Source organism: Rhodovulum sp. DZ06, assembly GCF_050586345.1.
GTDB lineage: Bacteria > Pseudomonadota > Alphaproteobacteria > Rhodobacterales > Rhodobacteraceae > JBOCEF01.
Window position 1 is genome coordinate 1 of record NZ_JBOCEF010000041.1, and the last position, 18,264, is coordinate 18,264.

Annotated in this window: 12 protein-coding genes; all 12 read left to right on the forward strand. The window is 73.9% G+C overall.

Annotation, left to right across the window (positions count from 1 at the left end; genetic code table 11):
* The first annotated feature begins 322 nt into the window (after positions 1-322).
* The 12 genes from ACQ5SO_RS16145 (at position 323) to ACQ5SO_RS16200 (ending at position 18,095) form a co-directional block, all read left to right on the forward strand.
* Positions 323-1,465 carry an extracellular solute-binding protein gene (locus ACQ5SO_RS16145; protein WP_430942657.1) on the forward strand — a complete coding sequence of 381 codons (1,143 nt, stop codon included), beginning with the start codon at positions 323-325 and terminating at the stop codon, positions 1,463-1,465.
* Positions 1,466-1,602: 137 nt separating this feature from the next.
* Positions 1,603-2,682 carry an ABC transporter ATP-binding protein gene (locus ACQ5SO_RS16150; RefSeq protein WP_430942658.1) on the forward strand — a complete coding sequence of 360 codons (1,080 nt, stop codon included), beginning with the start codon at positions 1,603-1,605 and terminating at the stop codon, positions 2,680-2,682.
* A 4-nt stretch (positions 2,683-2,686) separates the two neighbouring features.
* Positions 2,687-3,649: an ABC transporter permease gene (locus ACQ5SO_RS16155; RefSeq protein WP_430942659.1), complete on the forward strand. Its 963-nt coding sequence runs from the start codon at positions 2,687-2,689 to the stop codon at positions 3,647-3,649.
* A complete protein-coding gene (locus ACQ5SO_RS16160) occupies positions 3,646-4,953 on the forward strand; it encodes an ABC transporter permease (protein WP_430942660.1) in 1,308 nt (435 codons plus the stop codon). Before ACQ5SO_RS16155 ends, ACQ5SO_RS16160 begins: the two co-directional genes overlap by 4 nt.
* A gap of 272 nt (positions 4,954-5,225) precedes the next feature.
* On the forward strand, positions 5,226-6,863 hold the full coding sequence (locus ACQ5SO_RS16165; RefSeq protein ID WP_430942661.1) for a hypothetical protein: 1,638 nt from the start codon (positions 5,226-5,228) through the stop codon (positions 6,861-6,863).
* 97 nt (positions 6,864-6,960) lie between these two features.
* The gene (locus ACQ5SO_RS16170; protein WP_430942662.1) at positions 6,961-8,163 is read left to right on the forward strand and encodes a phosphatase PAP2 family protein; all 1,203 of its coding nucleotides are present in this window, start codon (positions 6,961-6,963) and stop codon (positions 8,161-8,163) included.
* A complete protein-coding gene (locus tag ACQ5SO_RS16175; protein WP_430942663.1) occupies positions 8,163-10,649 on the forward strand; it encodes a hypothetical protein in 2,487 nt (828 codons plus the stop codon). Before ACQ5SO_RS16170 ends, ACQ5SO_RS16175 begins: the two co-directional genes overlap by 1 nt.
* 239 nt (positions 10,650-10,888) lie before the next feature.
* Positions 10,889-12,565: a S8 family serine peptidase gene (locus ACQ5SO_RS16180; protein WP_430942664.1), complete on the forward strand. Its 1,677-nt coding sequence runs from the start codon at positions 10,889-10,891 to the stop codon at positions 12,563-12,565.
* 14 nt (positions 12,566-12,579) lie between these two features.
* Positions 12,580-13,170 carry a hypothetical protein gene (locus tag ACQ5SO_RS16185; protein WP_430942665.1) on the forward strand — a complete coding sequence of 197 codons (591 nt, stop codon included), beginning with the start codon at positions 12,580-12,582 and terminating at the stop codon, positions 13,168-13,170.
* A 23-nt stretch (positions 13,171-13,193) separates the two neighbouring features.
* Positions 13,194-14,054: a hypothetical protein gene (locus ACQ5SO_RS16190; protein ID WP_430942666.1), complete on the forward strand. Its 861-nt coding sequence runs from the start codon at positions 13,194-13,196 to the stop codon at positions 14,052-14,054.
* A 125-nt stretch (positions 14,055-14,179) separates the two neighbouring features.
* Positions 14,180-16,687, forward strand: coding sequence for a C1 family peptidase (locus ACQ5SO_RS16195; protein ID WP_430942667.1), 2,508 nt, complete (start codon positions 14,180-14,182; stop codon positions 16,685-16,687).
* Between the two features lie 13 nt (positions 16,688-16,700).
* Positions 16,701-18,095, forward strand: coding sequence for a peptidoglycan recognition protein family protein (locus ACQ5SO_RS16200; RefSeq protein WP_430942668.1), 1,395 nt, complete (start codon positions 16,701-16,703; stop codon positions 18,093-18,095).
* Positions 18,096-18,264 lie beyond the last annotated feature (169 nt).

Here is an 18,264-nt window from a genome sequence, read left to right on the forward strand (position 1 = left end):
GATCGTCGAGGCGGGCTGGCTGCCGGGGACCGGCGCCGAGGCCGGGCGCTGAGCGATCCGGGCGGGTCCGGGCCGGGGGGGGGGGGCTCCCACCCCCCCCCCCCCCCCCCCCCCCTTTCCCCCCCCCCCCCCCCCTCCCCCCCCCCCGCCTTTTCCTTGTTCAGAACGCGGGCGAATTTCCAATCTGGCGCCCCTTGAATGGGCGCTGTGGCTCTATCCCGAGCCTCCCCCGCAAGGCAGCATTTTCGCTGCGCCGCAACACCGGCGCGACGGATCGAGCCCGCGACATCCGCAGACGGGCCAGCGACAGGGAGCTTCCGTGATGAGCGATTTCGACAAGACCGGCCGCATGGGCCGCCGCGCCGTGCTGAAAGGGGGCGTCGCCGCCGCCGCCTTCCTCGCCGCCCCCGCCCTCGTCAGCCGCAAGGCCCTCGCCTCCTCGGGCGAGATCAACATCCTGATGTGGTCGGACTACCTGCCCGAAACCTTCACCAAGGCCTTCACCGAGGCGACCGGCATCACCATCAACTTCACCGGCATCGGCTCGAACGAAGAGATCATCAACAAGATGAAGGCCACCAGGGGCCGCGGCTTCGACATCGTCTCGCCGACCAACAACCGCTCCTTGCAGTGGAAGCCGCTGGAGCTGCTGCAGCCCTTCGACATGAGCAAGGTCCCGCTGGACGCGGTCAACCCGGCCATGGCCAAGATCGGCACGACCGAATGGGCCTTCGCGGACGGCGCCTGCTACTGGCTGCCGCATATCTGGGGCACCGAGGGCATCGCCTGGCGCACGGACCAGTTCACCCCCGCGGGCGTGCTGCCGTCCTATGGCGACGTCTGGGCGGAGGAGAACGCGGGCAAGACCATGGGCCGCGCGCATTCGATGATGCTCGGCGCGGGTCTGTACATGGAGACCATCGGCGCGCTGGCGAAGGGCGACGTGTGGAAGGCCTACACCTCGCCCGAGGCGATGACCGAGGTCTGGACCAAGATCACCGACTGGTGCATCGCGAAGAAGGGCAACATCAAGCTGATCTGGAACGACGCCGACAGCCAGAAGAACGGCCTGCTGAACGAGGGCGTGATCGTCGGCCAGACCTGGGACGGCCCGCCGCTGGCCCTCAAGACCGCGGGGGAGCCGGTGATGTACGCCGCCCCGGTCGAGGGCGCGATGGCCTGGGTCGACGGGCTCGCCATGCCCGTCGGGGCCGAGAACACGGACGAGATCTACGAGTTCATCAAGTACGCCTACATGCCCGAGCTGGCGGGCGAGGCGATCGACCATCACGGCTACAACTCGCCCGTCCTCGGCGCCGACAAGTTCGCCGGAGAGACCTATGCGCGCAACTTCGCCGACGCCTATCCCGGGGAGGCGCTGGCCAACCTCAACCCCTGGCCGGCCGAGCCGCAGTGGTACGCCGACATGCGCACCGAGTTCGTGAACCGCTTCACGAGCGCCTGATGAGGGGCGCCTGATCGGGCCCGCCTGACCCGAGGGCCTTCGCCCCATGCCTCGCCGCCCGTCCCCCGCCCGGGGCGGGCGGCGCGGCCCCCTCGGCGCGCCCCGCGCGCGCCAACCCCTGCCTGCCGGAGCCCCCAATGACCAAGGACGTGACGCTCGACCACGTGTCGGTGCAGTTCGGCGACTACACCGCCGTCAAGGACGCCCATCTCAACATCGCGGGGGGCGAGTTCTTCTCGTTCCTCGGCCCCTCGGGCTGCGGCAAGACCACGCTTCTGCGCTGCGTCTCGGGCTTCCAGGACCCGACCCGCGGCAAGGTGCTGATCGGCGGCGAGAACATGCGCGGCATCGGCCCCAACAAGCGGCCCACGGCGCTGATCTTCCAGAACCTCGCGCTGTTCCCGCTCATGTCCGTCGCCGACAACATCGCCTTCCCCCTCGAAGTCCGCGGCGTGGGCAAGGCCGAGCGCCGCCGCCGCGCCGATGAGCTTCTGGAGCTGATCGCGCTGCCGGGGCAGGGCGACAAGAAGGTCTCGGAGCTTTCGGGCGGGCAGAAGCAGCGCGTCGCCATCGCCCGCGCCCTCGCCGTCGAGCCCGACATCCTCCTCTTGGACGAGCCGCTCTCGGCGCTCGACCTCAAGCTGCGCCAGCACATGCGCACCGAGCTGCGGGCGATCCAGCGCGAGGTGGGCCTGACCTTCATCTACATCACCCATGACCAGGGCGAGGCGCTGACCATGTCCGACCGCGTCGCCGTGATGTCCGAGGGCAAGATCGAGCAGGTCGGCGCCCCGCGCGACGTCTATGACCGCCCCGCCACCGCCTTCGTCGCCAGCTTCGTGGGCGAGAACAACGCCATCCCGGCCAGGGTCGTCTCCCGCAATGGCGCCCTCGCGCAGGTCGACGCCGGTTTCGGCGCGCCGCTCACCGTCGGCTGCACGCATGAGAAACTCGCCCCCGGGGCCGATTGCCTCGTCTTCATCCGCCCCGAGGCGCTGTCCCCCGCCATGCCGGGCGCCGAGAACAGCTTCGCCGCCCAGCCGCTGCGCGAGGAGTTCGAGGGCGCCGTGCGCCACCTGTCGCTGACCGCCCCGGGGGGCGGAGAGATCCGCATGACCCTCGTCAACGACGCCGCCGCCGCCGCCCCGACGGGCGCGGTCGGCTTCACCCCCGACATGGCCACGGCGCTGCCGCGCGGCCCGCTGGCGAAGGCCTGAGCCGATGGCCGCCCCGCGCACCGCCCCGCCGCAACACACGGGCCTCGTCCACGTGTTCCGCGGCTTCGCCGACCGCAACGGCATGCCCGTCGCGATCTACCTGATGCTGGCCGTTTCGATCTGGGTGTTCCTGCTGGTGCTGCTGCCGCAGCTGGCGATGCTCGATTTCAGCTTCCGCCACAACCTGCCGCCCAGCCAGGTCGGCGGGCCGAACGACACCTATACGCTCGAGCAATACAAGCACTTCGCCCTCGGCGGCCCGGCCAACCAGGACGCGTACAACGCGCTCGACATCGGCACGCTGGTCAAGACGCTGGTCGCGGCGGTGTTCGTCACGGTGATCGACCTCGCGATCTGCTACCCGGTGGCGTTCCTGCTGGCGCAAAGCTCGGGCGCGGCGGCCACCCGCCTGCTGGTGCTGGCCCTGATCGTGCCCTTCTGGGTCAACGAGATCCTGCGCGCCTTCGCCTTCCGCATCCTGTTCGGCGCCACCGGCGTGATCAACGAGGCGGGGATGGGCCTTGGCCTCTGGGACGCGCCCATCGACTTCATCGGCCAGGACGTGGCGCTCTATGCCGGGCTCGCCTACGCCTATATCCTTCTGATGATCTTCCCCCTCTACAACGCCATAGAATCCTTGGATAAAAACCAGATCGAGGCGGCGCGGGACATGGGGGCCTCGACCCTCCAGGTCCACCGCAAGGTGGTCATCCCCTATGCCAAGCCGGGGATCGCGAGCGGGTCGACCATGGTCTTCATGCTGACCGCGGGCGCGCTGGCGGCGCCGCAGATCCTCGGCGGGCCGTCGAACCTGTGGTTCACGCAGCTCGTCTACCAGTGGTTCAACCAGGGCGGAAACTGGCCGCGCGGCTCGGCCTACGCCATCGTGCTGCTGATCGTCTGCATCGGCTTCGTGATGCTGATGATGCGGATCTTCCGCGTCTCGATCGGGGCGATCGGCCGATGAAACGTTCCTACTCGCTGCCCTCCGCCCTCTACCTGCTGCTGTTCTTCACCTATCTCTTCGGCCCGCTGGCGGTTATGGCGATGACGGCCTTCAACTCCGCCTCCTTCCCGCGGATCAGCCCCTGGGACTGCCTGACGACCGACTGGTTCTCGAAGCTCGCCGCCGATGAGCGGCTGCTGGAGGGGATCGGCAACTCGGTGGTCATCGGCTTCGGCGTGGTCTGCATCGCGGTGCCCATCGGGCTGGCCGCGGCCATTACCCTCTCCCAGGTCGGCGAGCGGCTGCGCGCCGCGCTCTACACCGTGTTCATCGCCCCGATCCTGGTGCCGGGGGTGGTGATCGGCCTCTCGACCCTGATCTTCTGGGACCGGGCGGGCAGCGCGCTGGGCGCGTCCTATGACAGCCTGTTCTATGATGGCATCTTCCTGACCATCGCGGGGCAGGTGACCTTCATCGCCTCCTACTCGATGCTCGTGTTCCTCTCCCGCATCCAGCGCTTCGATCCGACGCTGACCGAGGCGGCGCTCGACATGGGCGCGACGCCGACCCAGGCCTTCGTGAAGGTGCTGCTCCCGTTCATGGCGCCGGCCATCGGCTCGGCGGCGGTGCTCGCCTTCCTCGCCTCGATGGAGAACTACAACACCACCGTCTTCACCGTGGTGGCCGAGAGCACCTTCACCACCGTCCTCGCCTCCAAGGTCCGCTACGGGATCGACCCGTCGATCTCCGCCGTCGCGGTGATCATCGTCGGCGGCACCCTCGTCTTCGCCACGGTGTTCGAGGCCTGGCGGCGGCGCGCGGCGCGGCTCGAGGCCGGGACGCTGCCGATGGACCGGCCGCTGCTGCGGCGGCTGTCGCACCCGGCCACGGTCGCGGGGATCATGGCGGCGCTGGTCGCCGGGGTGTTGTGGTGGGGGTCGCAGAACGACAGCGCCCAGTGCGAGCTCCAGATCCTCGAGCAGAAGCGCGCGGTGCAGGAGCAGCTGCGGGCCGAGCGCCTGAAGGCCATCGAGGACGCCGAGGCGGCCCGCAAGGCGCAGGAGGGCGACGCGGCCCCCGAGGCGCCTGCGCAAGGCGGCCAGGGCGGCGGCGTGTTCGCGCCGGGCGGCCTCGCCCCCGGCGGCGCGGCGCCCGCGCCCGCCTCTCCCGCGCCGTCCTCTCCCTTCAGCCCGGGAAGCCTCGCGCCCGGCGGGTCCTCGGCGCCGTCCTCACCGTTCAGCCCCGGAAGCCTCGCGCCCGGCGGGTCCTCCGCTCCGTCCTCTCCGTTCAGCCCCGGCAATCTCGCGCCCGGCGGGGGCGGCTGAGCCGCGCCGCCCCCATCCCCCGCCCGACATCGCCGCGCCGCCGCCCCGCCCGGGGCGGCGGCTTTCGCGACCGGCGGGGGGAAACGTCGCGGCGAGGCGCAAGAAAGCGTTAAGTCCCCGCCGCTTGCGTCGCGCAGAAGGTGCAGAACAGCGCGAGATACGCCTGTGAAAAAAGTGTGAAACGCTTCCTGATCCTCGATTCATCGGGCAGGATCGACGCCAGGTGGGTCCGAAAAAGAGGTTTCGGGCCGGGTCCGGGAAGGATTCGCAGGGTGAATACGCGCCTCGAGATCCGGGTCCACGGCGCGTTCGCCGCCAGGTGGCAGGACGGCGGCGCGCTGTCGATCCGAAGCGCCAAGCAGAAGGCGCTGCTGGCCGTGCTCGCGACCGCGGCCAACGGCCGGCACACCCGCGCCTGGCTGCAGGACCTGCTGTGGTCGCGCGCGGATGCCGAGCATGGGCGCGCCAGCCTGCGCCGCTGCCTGTCGGACCTGCGCGCCGTGTTCGGCCCCGCCTTCGATGACTGCTTCGAGGTGACCAACAGCGACGTCGCCCTGCGCCAGGGCCGGGTGGCGCTGGTCGGGGACCGGCGCGACGGCCAGTTCCTCGAGGGGCTCGACATCCGCGAGGACGGGTTCGAGGACTGGCTGCGCGAGAAGCGCCAGGGCGGCCCGCTGCCCGGCGCGCCGGTCCTGCGCCCGGCGCACGAGGGGATCATGCCCCGCGTCGCCATCCTGCCCTTCCTCAGCCCCGGGGGGGTCGAGGACGCGGCCTATTTCTCGGACCTGCTGGCGCTCGAGGTGTCGCGCGCGCTCAGCCGCTCGCAATTCATCGACGTCATCTCGCACCTCTCCAGCCGCAGCGTCGCCGGCGGGCCGGTCGACCTCGACCTGGTGCAGCGCGCGCTGGGGGTGGACTACGTGCTCCATGGCTCGCTGCGCGGGGATGCGCGGCGGTTCCTGGTGGACGCCGACCTCTATGACGCGCGCCGGGGCCGGCTGCTCTCGACCCTGCGCAGCGAGGACAGCCCCGCCGCGGTGCTGGCGGGCGAGAGCCGCGTGGCCCATGACCTGGCGAACCATATCGGGCACCGCATCCTCTCGGCCTCGGCCGAGCTGGCGCGCACCCAGCCGCTGCCGAACGTGGAGACCCACGCCCTGCTGATGTCCGCCATCGCGCTGATGCACCGCCAGACCAGGGGCGCGTTCGACACCGCCCGGCGGCAGTTCGAGGAGCTGATCTCCCGCGCGCCGGGCCGCCCCGAGGGCTACGCCTGGATCTCCAAGTGGCACATCCTCGCGGTCTCGCAGGGCTGGAGCGAGGACGCGGCGGCGGATACCGAGGCGGCCTCGCAGATGGTCGACCGGGCGCTGCAGATCGACCCGCGCAATTCCTTCGCGCTCGCCGTCGACGGCATGGTGCAGGCCGACCTCGCGCATGACCACGAGACCTCGCGCGGGCGCTTCGAGGCGGCCGAGGCGCTGGAGCCGAGCAACGCGCTGGCGGCGATCCTGCGCTCGCGGCTGCATTCCTTCGTGGGCGAGAGCGCGGCGGCGGTGCGCTATGCCGACCGCGCGCTCGCGCTCTCGCCGCTCGATCCGCACAGCTACTTCTTCGACACCCTGGCGGCGACCGCCTACGTGACCGACGGCCTTTACGAGAAGGCGCTGGGGGTGATCGACCGCTCGCTCGACGCCAATGCGCACCACGTCTCGGCGCTGCGGGTGCGCACGGTGGCGCTGGCGAAGATGGGGCGGGAGGCGGAGGCCGCCGCCTCGATGCGCGCGCTCAGGGCGCTGGACCCGACGCTGACGGTGCAGACCTATCTCGCGCGGCATCCCGCCGCCGCCTACCCGACCGGCCGGGACTGGGCCGAGACGCTGTCCTCGGCCGGGCTTCCCCGGCACTGACCTTTCGGCTCCGACCTTTAGGCGCCGGGCTTTCGGCTCCGACCTTTAGGCGACGGGCTTTCGACACCGACCTTTCCGCGCAGCAGGAGGCTTCGACATGGCGACGATCACGGGCATCACCGGGATAACGGGGATCACCGGCATCACGGGGATCACGGGCATCACCGGGATCACCGGCATTTCCGGCAGCACGGGGATCACCGGGATCACCGGCATCTCGGGCGGGGCGGCGACGGCGGGCTCGGTCGACGGGGCCTCGGCCGCAGGGCTGCTCCATGCGCGCGAGGGGATCGTCGGGCGCTGGGACGTGGCCGACGTGATGACGCCGAAGGCGCGGACGCCCGGCGCGGTGGACAATCTCGAGGCCTGGTCGCCCGCGGTGCGCTCGGCCGTGATCCTGCGCGAGGTGCTGGCCGCCTTCCGCACCACGGTCGCGCCCGGGGCGACGCCGCAGGACAAGGCCGGGGCCGCGCTGCACGCGCTCGGCCCCGACATCGCCGCGCCGGCGCCCGCCGTGCTCGCGCGCTTCGCCGCGCCGGACGCGGACGCGTTCAAGGCCCAGCTGCGCTTCCTGCGCAGCTATGCCGACCTGCGCGCCGACCGGGCGACCGAGATCCTGACCCAGGCGGGGTACACCACGCTCTATTTCAACCACGTCATCGGCCTGCATCCCGGCCAGCGGCGCTGGACGCATGAGCTGGTCGGCATCCTCTACGCCGTCGCCAGCGCCTGCGTGCTGGACGTGAAGCACATCCTCGCCTGTCACCGGCCCGACGCCTATTCGCCCCAGGTGCAGCCGATGCTGCCGACGCCGGGGCATGGCACGCTGCCCAGCGGCCACGCGGCCGAGGCCTATGCCGTCGCCACCTTCCTCAACGGGTTCCTCGCCGCGCGCGCGGGCGGCGCCGGGTCCGTCGGCGCGCAGAAACTGGCCGACATGCTGTTCCGCATGGCCGAGCGGATCGCCATCAACCGCACCATCGCCGGGGTGCACTACCCGGTGGACTCCGTCGCCGGCGCCGCCCTCGGGGCGGTGATCGGCCAGGCGCTGCTCGGCCTCGGGGCCGACCCGGCGACGACGCAAGCGGGCGGGACCCCGGTCGCCACCTTCGCCTTCGACGGGATGCAGCAGGCCGACAAGGACTTCGTGCACGAGGACCTGTTCACCGATGCGGGCGCGCTGCAGAACGGCGACGACCGCGTGACCCTCGGGGCCCCGCACCACGTCGCGGCGCCCGGGGAAGGCTCGCTGTTCCGCGCGCTCGTCGCGCGCGCCGCGGCCGAGTGGGAGGCGCCCTGATGCCCGGAAAGCTCGTCTGGCGCGCGGATGTCGCCGATGACCTGGTGCAGCCGCTGGACGGCGAGGCGGGAGAGAAGGTCGCGCTGACCGAGGGCTATGCGCACTGGCTGCTGCGCTATGCCGGCGCCTTCCGCCGGTCGCGGGAGCTGGAGGCCGAGGAGGGCGATTTCGACCATGTCGCGGTGCTCGCGTTCCGCGAGAAGACCTCCAGCGGCCCGCGCTTCGATGAGCGCACCGATATCCGCAAGGCCGCGGGCGGCGTGATCTTCGACGAGACGCCCGCGGTCCCGCCGATCAAGGCGATCACCGCGCCGATGCCGCTGCGGGCGACCTCGATCCCCGCCGCGACGCCCGTGCCCTTCGAAGTGGACGAGACCGTCTTCGGCCCGCGCACGGTGCTGGTCGGGGTGATCGACGACAGCTTCAACCCCGCGCAGGAGGACTTCCTGTTCAGGGCGCAGGACGGTGGGCGCCGCTGCCGCTTCGCCTCGCTCTGGGTGCAGGACGCGGCGGCGCCGGACGCCGCCTCGGTCCGCTACGGGCGCGAGATCACGGCCCCGGAGGTGGACGCGCTGCTGAACGATCCCGCGCGCCTGTCCGAGGGGGCGATCCTCGACCGGCTCGGCGTCACCCGGCCGCGGGGCAGGGGCTATTCGCCCTCGCCGCTCCATGCGCGCTACGCCCATGGCTGCCACGTCGCCTCGCTCGCCGCCGGGTACGGCCCCGAGGCGCGCGGCACGGCGGAGGGCGCGCGGCTGGCCGGGGACATCCGGCTGATCGGGGTGCAGCTGCCGGTGCTCGCCTCGCAGGATTCCTCCGGGGCGACCCAGCTCGCCGCCACCTTCGACGCCATCGACCACGTCTTCGCCCGCGCCGCGGCGATCTCGGAGGCGCTCGGCGCCGCCGTCCCGCTGGTCGTCAATTTCAGCTACGGGCTGACCAGCGGCGCGCGCAACGGCGCCAGCATCCTCGAGACCCGGCTGACCGACGCCATCGCCGACTACATGGCGCTGGCGCAGGCCCTCGACGGGCCCGCGCCCTATGTCGAAGTGGTGCTGCCCGCGGGCAATTCGCACCTGCTGCGGACCCATGCCGGGACCGGCGTGGCGCAGCAGCCGCAGCGCCAGCGCCTGGAGGAGAGCTTCCACGTCCCGCACGAGGACCGCACCAGCAGCTTCCTCGAGCTCTGGTGCCCGAAGAACGCCTCCGGGATCACGCTGACGCTGGAGGCGCCGGGCGTCGATCCGATCACCTTCGACATCAGCAAGGCGATCGAGCAGAAGCACGCGCCCCGGGCCTGGATCCTCGTCCCCGAGGCGGAGGCGCAGGACCCGAAGACCTGCACCTGGGCGCCGGATGGCGGGGCGGCGGGCGCGCCCGACCCGGGCTGCCTCCCCGCGACCCGGGCGGCGGCGCGGGTCGCCGTGGACCGCCCCCTCGACCCCGAGGCGAAGAGCCGGAAGAACCGGCGCGGGAAGGCGGATCTCGAGACCCGGATCCTTATCGCCCTCGCCCCGACCCGGCGGATGGACCATGACAAGCCGCTGGCCCCGGCGGGCGACTGGCGGCTGCGGCTGTGCGCGCGGGTCGGCGTCGGCGGGCGGCTCGAGGGCTGGATCCTGCGCGACGAGAGCGTCTCGAACCTCGCGCCGCGGGGACGGCAGAGCGTGTTCCAGTCGCGCGTCACCGACGAGGGGCGCTTCGAGGCGAACACCGACCTGGCCGTGCGCGAATACGCAACCGGCGACATCCGCCGCAACGGCACCCTCTCGAGCCTTGCGAGCGTGAAGTTCAAGGCCATCGATCTGGAGGTCGAGCAGGAAGACGGGGACGACGCGCAGGCCCCCGGGATCGCCGGGGACGACAAGGCGGGCCGCAAGCTGGCGCGCCGCGCCCAGTCCCATGTCACCGTCGTCGCCGGGGGCTATGCGCACAACCTCGCCGTCGCGCCCTACAGCGCCGCGGGCTCGGCCCGGATCTACGCGCCCGACCACGTGGCCCCGAGCGAGACCAGCCGCGCCATCGGCGGCATTCTCGGCGCCGGGACCCGCAGCGGCGCCGCGGTGGCGCTGAACGGCACCAGCGTGGCCGCGCCGCAGATCGCCCGGCTGATCGCCGAGGGCGTCGCCCGGGCGCTGCACGCCGCCGAAGCGGGGGCCGGGACGGTGGCCGGGGCCGGGGCCGGGACGGGGGCCGGGGTCGGTGCTGGGCCGGAGGCGGAGGCGGAGGCGGAGGCCGGGGCGGCGCCCCCCGCCGCGCCGTCGCTGCCCACGGTGGACGCGATCCTGCGCCCGCTGTCTCTCGGCCGCCCCCAGGTCCCCAGCGACACGCCCGAGACGCTCGCCTCCCGCTCGGCCCGGGTCGAGCGGTTCGCGCGCCGCCAGCTGGTGCATCTCGACCGCCTGAAGGGCGAGGACATCCCGCGCAAGGGCTTCCATTCCGAAAGCCAGGCGCGGCGGATGCGGGTGCGGTTCCGCGCCGACTGACGCCGCGCCCGTTCGCGCCCGCGCCCGCCCGTTTTCGCCGCGCCCCCTCCCCGGGGGGCGCGGCTTTCGCTTTCCCGCCGTCCTTTCGCGCCGGGCCTCCTCGCGCCGCCCCGGGCCGCCCGCCCGCCCCTTCACGGTCGGTTTCACGTTTTACTCACGCCCCGGCTCACGCTTTTCGGACCCCCCGGGGCCGAGGCTTCCCGCATCGCTGCCGCAACAGGATGCAGGAGGGCTGACCCGTGACGACCGACCCGATCGAGCTGAAATTCGGCGGCGCCAGGCTGTCGCTGAGCAAGAGCGACGACCTCGTCGGGCTGCGCCCGCGCAGCGGCGCGGCCCGCAGCTTCGAGGACGCGATGGATTTCGAGGCGGCGCGCGGCGCCGCCCGGCGCGAGGGGGCGCTGGGCGGGTTCGAGGTGGTGCGCCTGTCGGACGCGGGCGCCGAGGACTGGCTCGACCGGCGCCGCGAACGCCCCGAGATCGGCCTCGGCACCCATGTCTGGCATGTCGGCGCCGACCCGACGCCGCTGGTCCCGACGGGGGAGATCTACCTCGAGTTCAAGGCGGGGGTCCCGGATGCGGCGCGCTCGGCGCTGCTGGCCGAGCTGGGGCTCGGCGTGCTCGAGGCGCGGGGGGCGGACGGGCTGCTGGCGACCGCCACCTCCGCCTCGCGCAACCCGGTGGAGGTCAGCCGCCGGCTGCTCTCGGACCCGCGCGTCGCGGCGGCGGAGCCGGACCTGGGCGTGCCGCTCGAGACCTGCGGGGCCGGGGCGCCCGCGCAGGACGACCTCGCCCCCCTGCAATGGCACCTGCGCAACGAGGGGACCCATGACGGGACCTCGGTCGGCTACGTGAAGGGCGCCGACGCGCGGGTCGCCGACGCCTGGGCGCTGCTGCCCGAAACGGGGCTGCCGCAGGTGCGGGTCGCCATCATCGACGACGGGTTCGACCTGTCGCATCCCGACCTGTGGGGACAGGCGGACGCGACCCTAGACGCCGAGACCGGGGGGCCGGTGGGGCGGCCCCGCCCGGGGCGGCGGCACGGGACCGCGGTGGCGGGGGTGGCGCTGGCCCGGCGCAGCGGCGGGCGGGTGGTGGGCGCGGCGCCCGACAGCCGCCTCGTCGCCGTCGCGATGGAACGCTCGATCACCGATGCGGGGTTCGAACGCTGGTTCGATTTCGCGGTCCAGTCCGGCGCCGCGGTGATCTCGAACAGCTGGGGCGCGCGGGCGCGCAACTTCCCGCTCTCGACCCGCAAGGCGCGGATGATCGAGCGCGCCGCGCGCGACGGGCGGGACGGCAAGGGCTGCGTGGTGCTGTTCGCGGCGGGCAACGAGGCGCGCGACGTGAACGACCCGGCCGCCGGGTCGGTGAACGGCTTCGCGATCCATCCCGACGTGATCGCCGTCGCCGCGACCACCAGCCGGGACGCGCAGGCGCATTACTCGAACAAGGGGGCCGAGATCTGGATCGCCGCGCCCTCGAGCGGGGCCGGGGGCTGGGGCGTGGTCACCACCGACATGACCGGGTGGGAGGTGACCTCGGCCGGCAGCGTGCGCCCCGCGGGCTATGCGCGCGGCGATTACACGGTCGAAAGCGCCGACCGCTTCGGCGGGACCTCCAGCGCCTGTCCGCTGGTCGCGGGGGTCTGCGCGCTGGTGCTGGCCGCCAACCCGTCGCTGTCGGCGGCCGAGGTGAAGCGGATCCTGGCCGACACCGCCCGGACGCTGCCGGACCAGTACGCCGTGCCCGACCCGCGCTACGGCCATGGCTGCGTCAACGCCCGGGCGGCGGTGGCGGCGGCGCTGGCCGCGCCGGGGGCGATCCCGGGCGCGGCGGCGCCGGCGGCGCCCGGGGGCGGGCCCGCCGTCGCCGCCGGGCCCGCCCCCTGCACCCGCCCGGCGCGCACGGTCTGACGGCGGGGGCCCCGATGTATTCGCAGCAGGAGATGCGCGCGCGGCTGAACCTCTCGCTCGAGAGGATCCCCCCGGGGCGGCCCGACCGCCCGGGCGCGCTGATCGCGCCGGACCACGTGACCATCTTCGGCGCCGGGGACGACCTTTCCGCCGCCCCCGGCGCCGCCGCCGCCGCAGCAGCCCATGCGCGCGGCGTGGCGGGCGCCGCCGACGCGGCCTGGCTTTTCACCGTCGACGACCGGCGCGCCCTCGGGCGCCTGGCGGTGGACGAGACGGGCCGCGAGGCCCGCGGCGCCGACGCGCGCGGCATCGGCGTGAAGATCTGCGGGCGCCGCGGCATCGACCAGCCCGCCGCCAACGCCCGCGCCGCGCTGCTGACCGCGGTGCTGCTGCGCCGGATCGGGCAGGGCCTGGACCGCGCGGCGCCGCATCGGCGCTGGTCGGCGGCGGCCTGCCCGGCGGCCTTCGCCCGCGATTGGCAGGAGTTCCGGGCGATGGTCGCGGACCGGCTCGACCGGCTGCCGGGCGCGCTCGAGCTCGACCTCGCGCCGATGCTTCCGGCGGGGCCCCGTCCCGCTTTCCCCGATCGCGGCAAGCGATCCTGAAACCAGAGGCGAAGGAGCCGACCATGACCACCCCCAGACCGAAGACCCGATCCCGGGGCGGGGCGATCGCCCTCGCCGCGATGCTCGCCGGGGCCTGCGCGCCCGGCGCCGACCTCGTGCAGAACGAGCGCAAGCCGATCGACAAGGCGACGGGCAAGGTGAACTCGCCCCATGCCTCGCCGCTGCACCTGGAGGAGTTCGACCAGTTGATCTCCTACGGCGTGGCGCTGTCCGAAACCTATGTCTCCGCCGCCGACCAGGTGGCGACCGCGCAGGACGCGGCGGCCGTGGGCATCATCGCCGCCGCCGCCACCGCGGTGGGCGGGCTGGCCTTCGGCGGGCCGGCCTCGGTCGCGGGCGGCGCGGGGCTGGCGGGCGGCGTGCTGGCCGCGGGGACCGAGTACATGAACGGCCCCGCCGCCATCAACGCGCTGCTCGACGCCTCGACCCAGGTGGGCTGCGTGGCCCGGGCGGGGCAGGCGAGCCTGCACCTCAAGGGCCTCTACGCGGAGCATCCCGAGTTCGACCACCAGCGAAAGTCCATCGTCCAGGGCGGTTACATGAAGGCGCGGGTCGAGCTGCGGCGCGGCCTGATCCGCCAGCCGCCCGATTACGCCGCCAGCTTCACCGCGCTCAAGTCTGCGTCCGAGGCCGCGAAGAACAGCGGCGCGGAGGCCGTCGCCGCTGTCGCGTCCGCCCAGGCGGCGGAGACGGCGGCCGAAGTCGCCGAGGCCGGGGACAAGAAGGCCGAGGCCAAGGCCGACGAAACGCGCGCCAAGGTCAAGGCCCAGCGCGCCGCCCTCAAGGCGACCAACGACACGATGCTGACGGCGACGGCGGAATGCTTCCTGCCCGCCCCCATCGCCGAGGCCGCCAAGGAGTGACGCGCGGCCCCGGCCGCAGCCCGGCGGAAGGTCCCCGGGGCCGCCCGCCGCGCCAGCCCCGCGCCCCCGGCGCGGCGGCCAAGTGGGGGCAGGGGAACGCCCCCCGAATCCAGGGGAGACGAGACATGTCGATTGACCAGAGGATCGAAGACGCCGTCGCCGCGAACGACCTCGCCGCGCTCGAGGCGCTGGAGCGCGAGCTGTTCGCGCCCGCCGAAACCGCCGTCGCGCCCTTCGCCCCGGCCCTCGCGCTGCGCACGGGCGCCAAAGCGGAACCGGAGGGGCCCCTCCGGGCGGCGCAGGCCGCCCCGGACGGCGCCCCGGGCGGCCCGGGCCCCGGCCTCTCGCTTCTGAACCGCATCGCGCGGGCGAAGCGGCAGGTGGCGTTCAACCTCAGGATCCTCGGCGGGTTCGACGGGATCACCATCGTCTCCGAGGGCGACAGCTGGTTCCAGTACCCGGTGCTGCTGCGGGACGTGATCGACCACCTCTCGGACCAGGCGGACAAGGCGGTGCTCAGCTTCGGCGAGGCGGGGGACCTGCTCGACCGGATCGCGGCGCGGCAGGAATACCTCCCGGCGCTCGAGGCGCGGCGGCCGGACGCGTTCCTGCTCTCGGGCGGGGGGAACGACCTGCTGGGCGACGGGCGGCTGGCCGGGGTGCTGCGGCCCTGGTCGGGCGCGGACGACATGGCGGCGCTGTTCGACGAACCCGCCTACCAGGCGCTGATGGCGCGGGTGCGCGCGGGCTACGAGGCGATCCTCGACGGGCTCGAGGCCGCGCGGCCCGGGATGCCGGTGTTCGGCCATGCCTATGACGTCCCGCCCATCGACCCGGACGGCCCCTGGATCGGCCGGCCGCTGGCGTCGCTGGGCATCCCGCACGCGCTCGGGGGCAAGATCGTCGGCCGGATCCTCGGCGATTTCGCCGCCTTCCTGGCGCGCATGGCGCAGGAGCGGCCGGATTTCGAGTTCGTGGACCTGCGCGGCACGGTCGGCGGGTCGCGCAACAGCTGGCATGACGAGATTCACCCCAAGGACGCCGGGTTCGGGCGCATCGCGGCGGCCTTCTCCGCCGCCGTCGCCGCGCGCCTCGCCCGCGACGCCGAGGGGGCCGGGGCGGGCGCCGAGGCCCGCCCGGCCTCCGCCGCCACCTACTCCTCGCGCGACGCGGATCCCGAGGCGGGGGCGGGCGCGGACGCGGCGACGATTGCGGCGACGGTCGCCGCGCCGGGCGCCCCGGCGACCAGCGCCCCCGCGGATCGCGACCGCATGGCGCGCCGGATCCTCGATTACGAGGCCCGGCGCGACCCGGCGACCGGGCGGCTGATGGTCTACCGGCTGCCCCCCGGCGACGGCGGCGGGCGCTACGAGGTCGCGGGGATCAACGAGCGGTATCACAAGGCCGAGGCCGATCACCTCGTGGCGCTGATCGAGGCGGGGCGGCATGACGAGGCCGAGGCCTACGCCATCGCCTTCATCGCCGGCTATACCGACGCCGCCGACCGCTGGTGCGCGACCCTGCCGGTGGAGTTCTACCTGCGCGACTGCGTGTTCAACCGCGGGCCCGGCGGCGCGGCCTGGATCGTCCAGCACGCGGTGGGGGTCGCCACCGACCGGGTGGTCGGCCCGATCACGCGCGGCGCCGTCGCGCGGGCCGAGGCCGACCCGGCCGCGCTGCTGCGCCGCCTGCGCGCCTCGCGCGAGGTCTATGAGCGCCGGTTCCGCGACGAGAGCAGCCGGTTCTGGCGCGGCCTCGTCAACCGCTGGAACAAGGCGCTGGATTTCGCGCTGACCTTCCCGGCCGGGCCCGCGCCCGCCGCCCCCGCCGCGCCGCCCCCCCGGGGCGCCGGGAGCGCGGGGGACGGGGCGCGGATCCTCAACTGCAATCCGTCGAAGGGCGCCGAGGACGACTGGGGCGTCGCCGAGGCCGAGGGGGCCGATCTCGTGCGCGCCGCGCCGCTGCCGGAGGAGGTCGACCTGCGCGCCGACTGGTGGGCGGTGGGCGACCAGGGCATGACCGGGTCCTGCGTCGGCTGGGCCGCGGCGGATTCGGTGCTGCGCTGGCAGTTCGAGCGGGCCGGGCGGATCGCCCCGCAGCAGCGCCTCTCGGTCCGCTTCATCTGGATGGCGGCGAAGGAGACCGACGTCTTCACCCACCGCCCGACCGGCTTCATCGAGGACGCCGGCACCAGCCTGAAGGCCGCCCTCGACGTCGCGCGCAAGCTCGGCTGCGTGACCGAGGAGGTGCTGCCCTTCGACCGGCGCGAGGTCTATCGCGGCGCCGAGCGGGTGTTCTACGCCCAGGCCGCGGCGCTGAAGATCGCCAGCTACCACAATCTCGGTCGCTCGACCGCAGAATGGCGGCGCTGGCTCTATCAGAACGGGCCGATCCTGACCCGGCTCGACGTCGACGACGCCTTCCAGGACGCGGCGGCGACGGGCGGGCGGCTGGACCGCTACGACCCCGCCGGCGCCCGGGGCGGCCATGCCGTCGCCCTCGTGGGCTACACCCGCGACGGGTTCATCATCCGCAACAGCTGGGGCGCGGGCTGGGGCGACGGCGGCTACGCGGTCGCCAGCGAAGACTATGCGCGCGCCGCCTTCACCGAAGCCTACGCCGTGATCGTCTGAGAGGAGCGAGACAATGACCCAGGACATCCTTCACCGACTGGCGGCGCTGGAAGCGGCCGTCTCGGGGCAGGGGCGCGCGCCCCTGCCGCCCGGCCTTCCCGTCCCGGCGGGCGCGCCGCGGCCGGGGGTCGAGATCTCGGCCGACGGCGCCCGCGCGACCGGGACCGGCGGGCTTGTCATCGAGTGGGGGGCGGATCCGTCCTGCCCCTATGGCCGCTCGGCCACCCGCGGGCGGGAGCCCTTCGCGGCGGTGGTGATCCACCACACCGGCCCGGCGCATGACATCGACTGGTACGTCCAGTACCAGATCGACGGCGATCCGGGCCGCGGCGGGCGCCATTTCGGCTATCACTTCTACGTCTCGCCGACCGGGCGGGTGGTGCAGGGCGCGCCGCTGACCAAGCGGACCAACCACGTGAAGCCCTCGGGGCACGCCATGCGCCGGGCCTTCGGGCGGCAGGCGCGCAACCAGAACGCCATCGGCGTGTCCTGCGTCGGCGCCGGCAAGGCGCGCTTCAGCCCGACGCCGGTGCAGGAGGAGACGGCCCGGGCGCTGGCCGCCGCGCTCTGCGCCGCCTTCGGCATCGACGAGGGCGCGGTCTACGGGCATGGCGAGATCCAGTCCGACCGCGACCCGACCGAGGGCGCCTCGGTTGCGCGGGCGGTGCGCGACGGTCTCGGGGCGGGCGGCCCGGGCGATGGCGCCCACGGCGAGGTCCCCGGTCACGACGCCGACGATGATCTCGATGACGGGCCGATCGCGGCGATGGCGCCCGGGGCGGGGCCGCGGGACGCGCCAGGCCTGGAGGCCGCATGGGGGGAAGAATCCGCCTGGGGCCCGGAGGGCGCCTGGGGGGAGGAGGGCGCCGGGGCCGCCCGCTCGGTCCCCGCCGCCTTCGGGCCGGGGCGGAGTGCGGACGGCGCGGCCCCCGCGGCGGCGACGACGCGGCTGCGCTACACCAACCAGCGCGCGATCCGGAACCGCCCCTGCACGCCGAACCTCGAGCGCCGCATCCTCGAGGCGGTCGAGGCCGTGCACGGCCCCTCCTGCACCGTGAACATCTACAGCGGCGGGCAGGACCGGAAGGGGCGCGGCCCGCGGCGGACGGGCAGCGTGCGCCACGATGATTTCGGCCAGGGCGGCCGGGCCGCGGACGTGCATGTCTTCGACGCGGGCGGCCGCCAGGTCCAGGGGCTGGAGCTGGCGGAGCTGGGGCAATACTGGCTGGCGCGGGGATATGGCTGCGTCGGGCACCAGATGCGCGGCGGCGGCATCCATCTCGACGAGTGGACCGTTCCGCCCCCGGGCGGCGGCCTCTACTGGACCTACGCCGCCAGCGACGGCGCGCCCTGGGCGGCGGCGGCGCGGCGCATGTTCGCGCGCGGCGCGCAGGGCCTTTATCCCTGACCGGCGCGGGCGGCGACGGCGACGGGGGCTGCGCGGGCGCGGCAGGGGGGACGAGACGCGTCCGGCCCGGGCCCGCGCCCGCAAGCGGGGGCGCGCCGCGCGATGGGGCGCCCGGCGTGCAGAGGATCGCTGGAAAAGAAAGAGGGGAGCGGCCTTGCGGGCCGATCTC

What these genes read in the sequence shown, in the direction of transcription:
- ACQ5SO_RS16145 (WP_430942657.1), top strand. Translation starts at nt 323, where the DNA reads ATGAGCGATTTCGACAAGACCGGCCGCATGGGCCGCCGCGCCGTGCTG.
- ACQ5SO_RS16150 (WP_430942658.1), top strand. Translation starts at nt 1,603, where the DNA reads ATGACCAAGGACGTGACGCTCGACCACGTGTCGGTGCAGTTCGGCGAC.
- ACQ5SO_RS16155 (WP_430942659.1), top strand. Translation starts at nt 2,687, where the DNA reads ATGGCCGCCCCGCGCACCGCCCCGCCGCAACACACGGGCCTCGTCCAC.
- ACQ5SO_RS16160 (WP_430942660.1), top strand. Translation starts at nt 3,646, where the DNA reads ATGAAACGTTCCTACTCGCTGCCCTCCGCCCTCTACCTGCTGCTGTTC.
- ACQ5SO_RS16170 (WP_430942662.1), top strand. Translation starts at nt 6,961, where the DNA reads ATGGCGACGATCACGGGCATCACCGGGATAACGGGGATCACCGGCATC.
- ACQ5SO_RS16175 (WP_430942663.1), top strand. Translation starts at nt 8,163, where the DNA reads ATGCCCGGAAAGCTCGTCTGGCGCGCGGATGTCGCCGATGACCTGGTG.
- ACQ5SO_RS16185 (WP_430942665.1), top strand. Translation starts at nt 12,580, where the DNA reads ATGTATTCGCAGCAGGAGATGCGCGCGCGGCTGAACCTCTCGCTCGAG.
- ACQ5SO_RS16190 (WP_430942666.1), top strand. Translation starts at nt 13,194, where the DNA reads ATGACCACCCCCAGACCGAAGACCCGATCCCGGGGCGGGGCGATCGCC.
- ACQ5SO_RS16195 (WP_430942667.1), top strand. Translation starts at nt 14,180, where the DNA reads ATGTCGATTGACCAGAGGATCGAAGACGCCGTCGCCGCGAACGACCTC.
- ACQ5SO_RS16200 (WP_430942668.1), top strand. Translation starts at nt 16,701, where the DNA reads ATGACCCAGGACATCCTTCACCGACTGGCGGCGCTGGAAGCGGCCGTC.